Origin of the sequence: Ruegeria sp. HKCCD4315 (assembly GCF_013112245.1) — a bacterium.
In the GTDB taxonomy this organism is placed as follows: domain Bacteria; phylum Pseudomonadota; class Alphaproteobacteria; order Rhodobacterales; family Rhodobacteraceae; genus Ruegeria.
Genome location: NZ_WVRN01000001.1, coordinates 3,537,501 through 3,551,210, shown reverse-complemented (window position 1 = coordinate 3,551,210; position 13,710 = coordinate 3,537,501). Strand labels below are relative to the sequence as shown.

Genomic DNA, 13,710 nt, shown 5'->3' with positions numbered 1-13,710 from the left:
CTCAGTATCACGGTTGAAACCGGGCAGAAACGGAAATTACCTGATCTCAATGGCAAAGATTGCCTACATATTGCTGTGCCACAAGGACCCCGAGGCCATCATCGCGCAGGCCGAACAGCTGACCGCTGCGGGCGATTGCATGGCGATCCACTTTGATGCACGTGCAAGTGCTGCTGCGTATGACCAGATCCGTAGCGCGCTGCGCGAAAACCCCAATGTGACTTTCGCTGCAAAGCGCATCAAATGCGGGTGGGGAGAGTGGTCACTGGTGCACGCCACACTGAACGCCTTGAAGGCCGCGGTCGAGGCGTTCCCCCGCGCCACGCATTTCTACATGCTGTCTGGCGATTGCATGGCCATCAAAACTGCCGAATATACCCACCGTTTTCTGGATGATCGCGACAAGGATTTCATCGAAAGCCACGATTTCTTTGAAAGCAACTGGATCAAGACCGGCATGAAAGAAGACCGTCTGATCTATCGCCATCATTTCAATGAACGCACGCAGCCCAAACTGTTTTACTCCGCCTACGAGATGCAGAAACGTTTTGGTCTGACCCGGGGTATTCCCGAAGACCTGCAGATTATGATCGGCAGCCAATGGTGGTGCCTGCGCCGCCGCACCGTTGAGAAGATCCTGGACTTTTTGCGCCAGCGACGAGACGTGATCCGGTTTTTCTCAACCACCTGGATCCCGGACGAGACCTTCTTTCAGACATTGGTCCGCCATCTGATACCGAAGGGTGAGATCGAAAACCGCACACCAACCTTCCTGATGTTTTCAGACTACGGAATGCCGGTCACTTTCTACAACGATCACTATGACATGCTTTTGGGTCAGGACTATCTGTTTGCCCGAAAGATCAGCCCCGAAGCACACGAGCTAAAAGATCGCCTGGGGTCGCTTTATGCTAGTGAAGGGATTGAGTTTCCGGTCTCGAACGAAGGGCGCAACCTGTTTGCGTTTCTGACCGGACGCGGGCGCATTGGCCGCCGATTTGGACAACGTTTCTGGGAAGCCGGTCGCGCGTTGGGCCCCGAGCGCGAGCTTTTCGTCATCGTCTGCAAGAAATGGCACGTCGCCAAGCGACTGGTTGATCAGATCGCATCCGAAACCGATATCCCCTGTGTCGAGTACCTGTTCAACGAAGAAGAGACACAGATGCCCGATCTGGGCGGGATAGAAACGAGCCTTGCAAAACGCTCGCGCCACAGACGGGCCGTGGTGAGAATGTTGTTTGACAGTTTCGGGTCGGATCAACTTGTTCTGTGCCTCGACCCCGCCAATCTTGACGTGCTTGAGGATTTCTGCGGCGATCAGGCCAAAACCCATGTGCTCGAGATCGAATGCGAGTATTCGGACGACTATCTGATCGGCCATGCGCGCCGGGTCGGGCTGGCCGGAGAAAACAGCCCTGCAGAAAACGTGGCACAACTGGTGCCAACGCTGCGCAATGATCTGAACTATGAATCACAACAAATCCGGGCGGCCGGGCTTGAGAATTATCTGCGCCTGCGTGAAACGGCCTCGCGCAGCGAAAACGAGGCTGTCATCGCCGGGTTTCTTGGTGTGAGTCAGGAAAAGGCCAGCGCCGTAATGCGACTAGACTATCTGTTCCTCGATTAAGCGAAACTCCGGCCTGGAATCCGAATGACAACTGGCCCTCAGGATGGCGCGCGGCAAGCGCCGCTTCAACCTGCTTTCGCCCCATGGACCCGCAACCCATCCGTCAAGTTCACTGTATTCGTGATTTTTGTCTAAAAATCGGATACTGTGCGGCCAATTAGGCCGATTTGTTTATACTTTTTTCATCAACAGATCAGTCTCGACCAGTGAAAAGACGCAGAACAGGACGATCTTTGGTGCATAAAGACCAATGCCTGTCCGGGAAACACACAGACATTCTGCTGGTCCAAAATTGAAATTTGAAACGCAACTCCGGGGGGGACATAGTTGTGACCACAGATCAAATTGCCAATGCCAGATCATATATTCCAAGCGACGCAGACTGGACCCTGATTTACAAAGTCCTGCCGGGTGAGGCCGAAGTCGCGAACCCTGCTGTCATCAATCCACATTTTGAGTGTATCGAAGTGACCGGAAACACGGTCCTGCCCGCTAAGGGCATGTATGTTGTGCTGCGCGGTGTCGTTCAGTTGCGTCAAAATGGGCAACCGCTGGCCAGCGCAGATGTGGGCGATTATTTCTACGAAGAACACCTTCAGATCTCGGACATACCTGTCAGCCTTGAAGCACTTGCATTGGACGGCACATGTTTGGCCTATTTGTCGAGCGATAACTGGCGGAAGATACCGGAAGAGGTACGCAAACCCTGTTTTGCCACCATGTTCGGGGATTTGGTGAGCGTCCAGTTGCAGAATTTTCAGCAACCAATCAACTGTTGCAGCGTGACAGCCGCAGCGCTCAGCATGTCTGCGCTTGGGTTCAGTTGCGAGGTGAATGACATTTTCCGCGAATGCGCACTGCCGTCATCCTTTGTGGTGAATGACGGTATCTCGCTGGGGGAACTGTTTGACGTCGCCTGCACCTACATCCACTCGCAAGGGCTTCGGGACCGGGTTCAGGTTCAGGCCTATTTCATGGATGAAGACACAACCAACGTTCCCCTGCTGCTTGAGGCAATCGACGAATCCAATCGGCTGGGCGGAGAAAACGATATTCTAGTGGCGAATTTTCAGGTCGGTGTCGCCCATGGCAAAGAAAATATGCCAGGTGGCCATTTCGCCGTCATCGCCAAATGCAACCCAAGCACCGGTCTGGTGCATATGATGGACGTGCATCCTGAAAAATACGGCAAGCTTTGGGTCACAACGATCGAACGGCTGTGGAAGGCCATGTCGGACCGCGATGGAACCTCGATGCGGTCTCGGGGCATTCTGCGCTTCTCGGCACGCGCTGCGGTCAAAACCCACCTGAAAACGTTCAAACAACGATGCAACTACGTCGACAGCACGCGCTATCTGGCGAAAGATCCCAAAAAGCGCCGCAACCTGTTCCGCCGGGCGACGCCCAACATGAACTCGCTGGGTGTGCTGGCGGAAAGCCTGGCCATTCACGGCGACAACCGCGTGGACGAGGATGAGTTGCTGCGGGCGACCGAGGCCTCGTTCACCGAGGCCGTCAGCCGGGTCGCCACTGCAAAAGACATGCACGAAATGGCGGAAAAATACCTCAGCCAGTCTGAAAACGTGCATCTTGGCAGTACGTTCCAAAGCTTTGCTACCCGCAAGGACACATCGATCCAAACCCCGCAGGATTGGTTCAAGGAACAGTTGAAAAGCCTGAATACCAACAAAGATCGTCACCTGATGATCAACATCGATTTCAATCGCGTCACCGGTATCGAAGCGATCCGTTCGCCGGAAAACGTCTATCGGGAAACTGCCCTGCTGGAAGAGTTCTGGTGTCTTTGCATTGCCTATGACGAAAACACCGATGTTGTCACCATTGTAGACATGAGCCCCGCGACCTCTCAGGTCTGGCAAGCTCCACGCGGCAATATTTTTCGTGGCCTACGCGATCTGGAAGACCCCGCATTGGTGATGATCGAAGAAATCGACCCGCCCGAGGACCCAAGCGATGTTGTCAGTATCCTCAAGCACAACACGATGGTTCTGTTTTATGAAGATGAAGACCCCTGGTCCTATATGCTGCGCAGCATTCTGTCGAATATCGGCGCGACTACTGTCAAGCAAATCGACGTAGGCGGACGCGATCCCAATATGATCCGGATGCGGCGACAACTGGTAACGCTTGGTGAGCGACCAGACGTGCCGTATTTGTTTTTCCAAGGAGAGTGCATCAGCAAAAGCGAAGAGCTGGAAGACATAGTGGACATGATCCGGGCCGGCGAATTGCAGGCCAGGATGCGCAAAGAAGGACTGCCAGTTTCCGACCTGAATGAAACACCAAGCCTTGAGAAGAATCCTTTCGGCTATCCCAAAGGGGTGATGAATCAGGTCAACGTGGGCAAGCGCAACGTATTGTTGTGCGCCTGCGGCTCGTCTGCGGCAGATAAAATCCCTGAACTTGTCGAACGCATCGTCGATGCCGGGCACAACGTGAAACTGATCCCCTCGGTCTCGGCCGAAAAGTTCTTTCGCGATTTCGGGGCCGAGAGGATCGACGCCAAGATCACCCATCACGATTATTACCGCGACGATGATGAGTGGAATTTCCGCTATATGAAGTTTGACATGCCAGTGCGGGCCTCGCATCTGGCGCTGTGCGACTGGGCCGATTGCGTCATTGTGGCCCCTATCACCTGCAACACGATGGGAAAGGTGGCCAACGGTATTGCTGACAATCTTCTGACCTCGGTCTTTGTGGCATGGCAATACCAGAAGAAACCGGTGATCCTTTGCCCGGCTTGCAACACGAATATGTGGAACAACATCACCACGCAGAACAACGTCGACAAGCTGAAGACGCTGGGTGTCGACTTCATCGGTCCGCGCGAAGGGCGCTTGTCAAATGGTCGGATGGGTATCGGCATGATGGCCACGCCTGACCAGATCATGGAGGCTTTGGCAGACGCCTTCGAGGAGTTGGACGACCAGAAATACCGTGTCTGCAAATGGGCGCGCGAGGCCGCCGCCGCGGATGACATCAACGAATGGAGACGCGTGTTCCGCGCCATCGACGAAGGCATCGTCGGGGTCAATATCGTAGACGAAGCGCATGGCGATTCCTTGTTGCATTACGCAGCCGGTGGCGAAGGTGAACTGAACGAAAGCGGCCATGATCTGGGCAAACCGGACTATGAAGCTGCCCAGGACCTGATCAAACGCGATATCGACGTCAACATCGTCAACGATCACGGGTTCACTGCACTGCATGTGGCGGTAATGAACAAAGCGCCCAGGATGGTTGAAATCCTGCTGGGGGCTGAAAACATGGACGCGACCTCGTGCATCGATTTTGTGCAGGGCATGACGATCGAGCCCGAAATCCGAACCATGCTGGACAACTGGGCGCGCGATCACAACGTGAAGGTTGCTGACCCGGAAGAAGGCCGCGATGAAAGCTTTGTGGCGGTGCAAGAGCCGACATATCTGTATTTCACATATGGTTCGCTGAAACAGGGATTCCCGAACCACGAAGCGCACAGCAAAGTTCTAAACGACTTCGTGGGTCCGGCCCGCACTCGGCAACCCATGCCGCTGATCGTCCCGAAAGAGCCATTCTGTGACAATCCGAACTGCGGATACCTGCACCGTATGGCCACGCTTGTGGATCAACAAGGTATGGGCAAACAGGTCAGTGGTGAGGTCTATCGCGTGACGGAATCCGGCTTGCACGAGCTGGATAAGCTGGAAGGGTATCACGGTCCAAATTCGACCGAAAACGTGTATGTCCGCAAGAAGATCAATGTGGTCGTGAACGGTGTGATGAAGCCCGCATACGCCTATGTGATCGCGGAGCCAGAGAAATACCTGAAGAACTTGCGCGACGGCACGTCAGAGATGGTCAGTGATTACACGCTGGACATGGCGCAGGGCGAGCCAAAACCGGGGTTTGAACCTGTAGCTTAACCGTCTTGCGTGCTGATTGGCGGCGGCTCAGGGCTTTCCTTCAGGCTGAGGTTGTAAGCCGTGATCGCCACCATGCACAGCAGCACAAACGGCCAGAAACTGGCCTTGGGAATAAGATTGTCCCGATAGTGGATGATCCGCAGCGACGGCACCGCCTCGGAGGCGAATAGGTACGTGTTGACCGATACCGCCAGCAACATGAAATACATCAGGAAAAAGAACGACTCCATGTAGATCACGGGCGAGCCGGCAAAGCCTTCGCGCAGCTGCACATGCGCCAGCAGGATCACGAAGAACAAAACCGAACAGGTGCCGATCACGCTGGACGTGCTGAAATCATGCCTCTCGGCCAAACCCTCGCGGCGGGTGACGGTCATGACCGCACCGAACAGCAACATCATCACAACGATCAAGGGGACCATATGAACGATAAACGCATTGCCAAAATTGCGTTTGATGACGAAATTATAGTGCAACTCGGGCGCGTTGGTTTGATAGGCGTTCTGGCCGATGCCCAGCGTTGTATCCAGATTTGACAGTTTATAGTCGAAATAGGTGTTTTCCCGCTCCCACGTACCCATCACGATTTGGTTGTCGATCCCAAAAATGTCGTCCGGCCCGGTTGCCGGATAGGCCTCGAAATCGGGAACCAACGCGACGGCATCCTCAAACGAGGACGGCCAGAACCGCACCCAGACCGTTTTGTGATCAAAAGGGTAACTTGTGTAATCAAAGCTCTGGCGCAGGGTTTGTTCGAAATACCAACCCACCAATACGCCGTCGGGTTGCGGCAGTCGGTACGCCTCGGCGATCAGACCGTTTGCACTATCTACTGCTTCGGGCAGAAGAAACCCGACCTCATCCTCATTCGGGAGGATCTGGTCATGCACGCCCGTCTCATAGTGCTGCCAGATATAACCCGTGACCTGAACATCGCTGGCCCCCAGAAAACTGAATGACTTTATGAAAATCCCTGTCCGCACATAGTAGTCAGGCTCTACATCCAGCTTACCCAGATATGAGTCTACTGCGGCCTGATCTGGCAACTGCGTCGGATCGCCTTCGAAATGGTTCAACTCGATCCAGAGTTTCAACAAAAGACCCGCCAGCCCAAGGGTCAGCAGGCCAGAGATAAGCCAAACCTTCTTCTCGACGCTCATTCAGCCTCCTGCCTGTTCCGTCAGAAAATCAGCGGGCCCCAGCAGGGATTGAGTAATTCCCATCTCGGCAAACTCGGCTTGCAGATTGGCAAAACTCTGATGTTCGCGTGGCAGGATGCCAATTTGCCCGCATTCCGCCAAAAAACGCGTCTGGCGGATGGACAAATCGACCATTGGCAAAGGTTCCCCTGCCGTAAAGGCCGCCAGCCCATCCGCATAGTCATTCGCCGCTTGCCAATCACCTCGCGCCAGCATGACTGCGCTGGCATCGGGGTAAAAATGCAGATGACTATGGCCGACACACCCTTCTGCGATAATCTCAGCCCCCAAATTCAACAGGCGCATTTGTTCATCCGGGTCGGTTTCGGCCATCGCCAACGCCGAAAGTGCTTTGGGCCCTACAAAATTCCGCCCATGTTCCAGTGCAATCTCAACCGCCCGTCGGCCTGTTTCCAAAGCCTGATCCATTTGCCTAGCATAAACCTGCGTGCGGGCCAGATGCTCCAGCGCTTGTGCCTCAAGCCGTTTTGCCCCGACACGCTCAGCAATTTCGGCCGAAACCCGGAATGCTTCTAGCGCTCGATCAAGATCGCCCAAAAACGTTTCGGCCACACCCAGGCAGGTCTGAGCCACACATTCGGGCACAAAAGCAAAATACTTCTGCGAAACTTCGATGGCTTCGTTTGCGTCTGCGCGCCCCTGCCCGACATCCCCCGTGTAGCTGCGCGCGACGCTCAGGTTGTGCAGATTGGCCGCCAAATCCCGAACCAGCCCCTTTTCACGCGCACGGTCAACAGCTTGCGTGTAAAAGCCAGTCGCCGTTTTCATGGTGGCTTTCATGAAGTTGGCATCACCAAATCCGCTGAGCGCCCCCACTTCAAGGCGAACGGAATCCAGTTTGCGGGCCAGCGTGAGAGCCCGCTCATTCGCACTCAGTGCTTCCTTGTCGCGACCCAAGGGGAAATACACATTGCCGCGCACATAGTTGATCTGGGCCACGTCCCGTTCGGAGCCAGCACGCTCAGCCGCAGCTTCAGCTGTGTCCAGCGCCTCAAGCGCGTCCTGATACAGGCTGGCCTGTCGCGCTGCCTGTGCAAGGCCAATATGCGCCCGGCTAATTTGCTCATCCGTCTCCGCAAGACCCGCCGCGTCCCGGAACTCCTGCAAAGCTTCGTTAGACAGGCCCTGCAGACGGTGCGTCTCACCCCGTGCACACAGCAGGTCAAACCGGACGCCTGCGGGTGACGGCAGTTCCAAAGCGCGTTCGATCAACGGGCTGGCGTCGTCGAACCGGAACGCGTGAATCAGCTTGTCGGCTGCGTCCAGATAGGCTTGCGCCGCGTTGTTGGCACCCGCCCGGTCCAGATGCTGTGCGCGCAGGGTCGCATCACGATCTTCGAACCATTTGGCCGCCTGTCGATGCAAGCGCGCGCGTTCGGATTTAACCAACGTGGCATAAGATCCGTCCCGGATCAGCGCGTGCGCAAACATAAGGTCTGCACCTGCCTCTCGTATCAGGGCCGAGCGGATCAGATTTGTGGTATCCAGATGCCCTTCGCCGAGAATGTAATTCAGAACCTCGGGTGAGAATCTCTGCCCCAGCACTGACGCCGCCTGAATGGCGCTGCGGCTTGTGCGATCAAGTGCATCCAAACGTGACTGCACGATGCCTTGGATGCTTCCGGGAACCGTTTCCTGCTTGAGCACATCAATGTTGCGCAGCAACTGTTCCAGGAACAGAGGGTTGCCACCGGCGCGTTTGACGCAAGTGTCCAAAAGCTCGGGATCGATGGCAGTAAATTCTTCGACCAGCTGCCGCGCCTGGTCCTCCCCCATTGGGGCTAACTCTAGTTTAGAGACAAGCGCGCCCTCTGTGGCCATTTGCCAGTCTCGATCGATCGGGTCCCCTTCAACCCGACTGGTCATCATCAAGACACAAGGGATTTGCCGCGTTACTGCTGCGATATGTGCGCAGGCTGCGAGAATGTCGGGTGACGCCCAATGGATATCTTCGATCTGGATCAGCAAGGGTGCGTCTTGACTGCGGGCCATCAACAACTCATCAATGACCTGCCTGCGCCCACGCAACCGTGTCTTGTTGTCCATGACGGCATAAACCTCGGCCAAACCCGGATCTTGCTCAAGCTCAAGTAAAGCGTTGAGATGCGCTGCATTAGATGGGCTGACCCAGCCTTTGGCGACCGCTTCCTTGGCCACGGCGGCGCCAGTTTTTGCCCCATCCGACGGATCAAGTCCCAGAACACTGCGGGCCACGGACTGAATGGCCGAGTGCCCTTCACGCGCACCAAAGTCCATAACAACGCCATTGTGGATCGAATAGCACAGGCTTTTGGCCAGCTCGGCCACCTGCTCGGACAAATGCGTCTTGCCGATACCCGGTTCGCCCAGAACCACGTGGACTTCGCCTTCGCCGTGCCGTTTGCAGCGGTCAAACGTTGCCGAAAATAACGACATCTCACGATCGCGCCCGATGAACTTATGCCGTCTTGTCCGAATGTTCCGGGCCAAACGGTCCAGACGCCAGACTTCGACGGGTTCATTCAATCCTTTGATATCCTGCACACCGATAGACTCGCCTACAAACAGCGGACCCAAGGCGCGTTGGATGTCGTGAGAAACAAGCGTTTCTTCACCTTTTGAGATGTCGGTCAAACGCGAGGCTAAATTGACCCCATCGCCGGTAACAGTGTATTCTGTGTGCGCCTGGCTGCCGGTTGTGCTGGCAATGACCTGCCCCGAAGCAATACCGATATGACAGGACAGTGGTGGTGTCAGTGTTGGCAATACTGCATGTATCTCGGCCGCCGCTCTGGCTGCCCGTTCTGTGTCATTTGTATGTGATATCGGCGCGCCAAAAACAGCCATGACCGCATCGCCAATATGCTTGTCTATGCGCCCCCCATATTTCTCAACAACATTGTCCACTTTGCCAAAGAACTGGTTGAGCAAAGCGTGCAAATCTTCGGCATCCAAGTCACTGGACATTTTTGTAAACCCTGTAAGGTCAACAAACATCACGGTGACCTGCCGTCGCGCAGGTTCTATAGACGCCGCAGTGTCTTGCATTGTTGCTGCTTCAGCCACATCAAGAGTTTCAATGGCACGCAACAACCTTCGACGATCACCAACCGCAGTGACCCCGATTTCAATTAAGTCTTCTGCCGTCAAGTCTGGCAGAATGGAAAAATCGATCTTGTTGTCTAGAAAGGCTTGTGCGTAGTCAGATAATCCAATTGCGCTTAGCCACTTGCTCAGGTCCTGAGACATGTCGCCCCTCTGAAGTCCCCCTACTTCAAATTTAGGTCTAGCACGGGCGTTAGGGTTGAGTCTGCAAAAACCAAATTAAATTATGAATATGTGTGTGTTTAATTTTGGCGATGGGTAGTTTTGGCAGCGACATCCAAGTCCACAGTCCAGTGGACTGTTTGTAGATCGAACGGGCTGGTCTGGGATTTTCTGACGCTGGTTGCGGGAGCAGGATTTGAACCTGCGACCTTCAGGTTATGAGCCTGACGAGCTACCGGGCTGCTCCATCCCGCGACACTTTGCGTTGGTCTACCGCCTATTCGGCTACTTGAGACCGTTTGTTGGCCTATCGCTTACGCTGCTTGAGGCCGGGTAGTGTTCTTTTCATCGTATTAGAGAGATTGTTGGGCTTTTTCTAGGTTTGGCGGTGACCTACTCTCCCGGGGCTTAAGCCCAAGTACCATTGGCGCGGCAGTGCTTAACTTCCGGGTTCGGTATGGGACCGGGTGTTTCACTTGCGCTATGACCACCAAACCGAGGAAAAGCCCATGTCGACTTTCTTGCGGAGCAAGAAAGCGACGGGTGGCAGGCAGCGTATTCGCTTGCGAATGCGCGGTGCCACTCGGTTGTGTTTATCAACCAACAGTGCCGCTTGGTGCGACACGGTTATCCAAACCAAGGTCGGTGTATGCTTTTGGTTTGATTTGTCTTTCTGTTACTGGATCAAATCAAGCCTATCGGGCGATTAGTACCGGTCAACTGAACGCATTACTGCGCTTACATCTCCGGCCTATTGACGTGGTGGTCTTCCACGGCCCTCAGGGAGACCTTGTTTTGAGGGGGGCTTCCCGCTTAGATGCCTTCAGCGGTTATCCTGTCCGATCATAGCTACCCAGCACTGCCGTTGGCACGACAACTGGTCCACCAGTGGATCGTTCACCCCGGTCCTCTCGTACTAGGGGCAACTCCTCTCAAGTCTCCTACACCCACGGCAGATAGGGACCGAACTGTCTCACGACGTTCTAAACCCAGCTCACGTACCTCTTTAAACGGCGAACAGCCGTACCCTTGGGACCTGCTCCAGCCCCAGGATGAGATGAGCCGACATCGAGGTGCCAAACACTGCCGTCGATATGGACTCTTGGGCAGTATCAGCCTGTTATCCCCGGCGTACCTTTTATCCGTTGAGCGATGGCCCTTCCACTCGGGACCACCGGATCACTATGGCCGTCTTTCGACTCTGCTCGACTTGTCAGTCTTGCAGTCAGGCTGGCTTCTGCCATTGCACTCAACGAGCGATTTCCGACCGCTCTGAGCCAACCTTCGCGCGCCTCCGTTACGCTTTAGGAGGCGACCGCCCCAGTCAAACTACCCGCCACGCAGGGTCCCGGATCCGGATAACGGACCGCGGTTAGACATCAAGAGTGCGAAGGGTGGTATCTCAAGGGAGGCTCCACGGATACTTGCGTTTCCGCTTCAAAGCCTACCACCTATCCTGCACATCACAATCCTGATGCCAGTGCGAAGCTGTAGTAAAGGTGCACGGGGTCTTTCCGTCTAACCGCGGGAAGCCTGCATCTTGACAGGCAATTCAATTTCGCTGAGTCGATGTTGGAGACAGCGGGGAAGTCGTTACGCCATTCGTGCAGGTCGGAACTTACCCGACAAGGAATTTCGCTACCTTAGGACCGTTATAGTTACGGCCGCCGTTTACCTGGGCTTCAATTCAAGGCTCTCACCTCTCCTTTTAACCTTCAGGCACCGGGCAGGCGTCAGACCCTATACGTCGTCTTGCGACTTCGCAGAGCCCTGTGTTTTTAATAAACAGTCGCCACCCCCTGGTTTGTGCCCCCAGCCCCTAGTTGCCTAGGAACCGGGCCTCCTTCTCGCGAACTTACGGAGGTATTTTGCCGAGTTCCTTCAACATCGTTCTCTCAAGCGCCTTGGTATGCTCTACCAGTCCACCTGTGTCGGTTTAGGGTACGGTCTGATGGAGGGCTATTTCCAGGAACCACTCAGCAGCCCAATCAATCCGATAAGATTGAACTACACCTGTGATCCGTCACATCCTCCTGGCCTAGGAATATTAACCTAGTTCCCATCGCCTACGCCTTTCGGCCTCGGCTTAGGGGCCGGCTTACCCTGCTCAGATTAGCTTTAAGCAGGAACCCTTGGACTTTCGGCGAGAGTGTCTCTCACACTCTTTGTCGCTACTCATGTCATCATTCTCACTAGTGATCTCTCCACCGGATCGCTCACGCGCCGGCTTCATCGAAAGAACTCTATCCTGCGCTACCGCCTATTCGGCTACTTGAGCGCGCTTACGCGCACCACATAACCGGCGGCAATACAGGATGAGTTCTATGTCACACTACGCTCTGCTACCATGCCTTACGGCATCCTAAGCTTCGGCTCATGGCTTGAGCCCCGTTACATCTTCGCCGCAGGACAACTTATTTAGACCAGTGAGCTGTTACGCTATCTTTAAAGGATGGCTGCTTCTAAGCCAACCTCCTGGTTGTTTTGGTCGTCCCACCTGCTTTCCCACTTAGCCATGAATTGGGGGCCTTAGCTGTAGGTCAGGGTTGTTTCCCTCTCCACTACGGACGTTAGCATCCGCAGTGTGTCTGCCATCTAGTACTCCCGGGTATTCGGAGTTTGGTTAGGATCAGTAAGCCTGTGGGGCCCCATTACCCATCCAGTGCTCTACCCCCCGGGGTATTCGGATGACGCTCTACCTAAATAGATTTCGCAGAGAACCAGCTATCTCCGAGTTTGATTGGCCTTTCACCCCTAGGCACAGCTCATCCCGATCCTTTTCAACGGATGTGGGTTCGGTCCTCCAGTAAGTGTTACCTTACCTTCAACCTGGCCATGCCTAGATCACTCGGTTTCGGGTCTGATCCCACGAACTCATGCGCCCTATTAAGACTCGCTTTCGCTACGCCTACACCTAACGGCTTAAGCTTGCTCGTGAGACCAAGTCGATGACCCATTATACAAAAGGTACGCCGTCAGATCTCGAGGATCCTCCGACTGATTGTAGGCGTTCGGTTTCAGGTACTGTTTCACTCCCCTCGTCGGGGTGCTTTTCACCTTTCCCTCACGGTACTGGTTCGCTATCGGTCAGCAAGGAGTACTTAGCCTTCGAAGGTGGTCCTCCGATCTTCAGACAGAATTTCACGTGTTCCGCCCTACTTAATACGTCCATCAAAGCTTCCTATACGGGGCTGTCACCCGCTATGGCCATGCTTCCCAACATGTTCTAGTCACTTATCTGGCTCGGCTGGTCCCCGTTCGCTCGCCGCTACTAGGGGAGTATCAATTGATTTCCTTTCCTCCGGGTACTTAGATGTTTCAGTTCCCCGGGTTTGCTCTTAAAACCCTATGTATTCAGGTCTTAAGTACTTGGTTAAACAACATATTGATTAGCAAAACTAACAATATGAAGCTTTCAAGTGGGTTGCCCCATTCAGAAATCCATGGATCAAAGCTTATTCTCAGCTCCCCATGGCTTATCGCAGAGTATCACGTCTTTCATCGCCTCTTGCTGCCAAGGCATTCACCAAACGCCCTTCTCGCGCTTGATTTGATCCAGAAAAAGAAAGACTGGATTTGCAAAGCAAATCCATGGGTCGGAAGCTGGAACAACCAACCCCTTTTCCTGAACCAAAAGCATACTTTCCCGCCTTCCATCCTGGAACCCATGCTGCCGATGTCGGTCGGC

At 54.5% G+C, this 13,710-nt stretch carries 4 protein-coding genes, 1 tRNA gene and 2 rRNA genes; 2 read left to right on the top strand and 5 right to left on the bottom strand.

The window, feature by feature from the left end:
- Positions 1 to 49 precede the first annotated feature (49 nt).
- Together GS646_RS17580 and GS646_RS17575 are read left to right on the top strand one after the other, a co-directional pair.
- On the top strand, positions 50 to 1,627 hold the full coding sequence (locus tag GS646_RS17580) for a DUF5928 domain-containing protein (protein ID WP_171648542.1): 1,578 nt from the start codon (positions 50 to 52) through the stop codon (positions 1,625 to 1,627).
- 329 nt (positions 1,628 to 1,956) lie between these two features.
- Entirely contained in the window at positions 1,957 to 5,556 is a 3,600-nt protein-coding gene (locus GS646_RS17575; protein ID WP_171648540.1) for a flavoprotein, read from the top strand.
- On the opposite strand, the gene GS646_RS17570 is transcribed toward GS646_RS17575, so the two are convergent.
- From GS646_RS17570 to GS646_RS17550, 5 genes are all read right to left on the bottom strand, one after another.
- On the bottom strand, positions 5,553 to 6,716 hold the full coding sequence (locus GS646_RS17570; RefSeq protein WP_171096638.1) for a hypothetical protein: 1,164 nt from the start codon (positions 6,714 to 6,716) through the stop codon (positions 5,553 to 5,555). The two genes, GS646_RS17575 and GS646_RS17570, sit on opposite strands and share 4 nt — an antisense overlap.
- Entirely contained in the window at positions 6,717 to 10,004 is a 3,288-nt protein-coding gene (locus GS646_RS17565; protein ID WP_171188206.1) for an adenylate/guanylate cyclase domain-containing protein, read from the bottom strand. It abuts the gene before it with no gap.
- Between the two features lie 196 nt (positions 10,005 to 10,200).
- Positions 10,201 to 10,277 (bottom strand) — tRNA-Met (locus GS646_RS17560).
- 125 nt (positions 10,278 to 10,402) lie between these two features.
- Positions 10,403 to 10,517 (bottom strand): 5S ribosomal RNA (gene rrf, locus GS646_RS17555).
- 190 nt (positions 10,518 to 10,707) lie between these two features.
- Positions 10,708 to 13,573, bottom strand: a 23S ribosomal RNA gene (locus GS646_RS17550).
- Between the last annotated feature and the right edge of the window lie 137 nt (positions 13,574 to 13,710).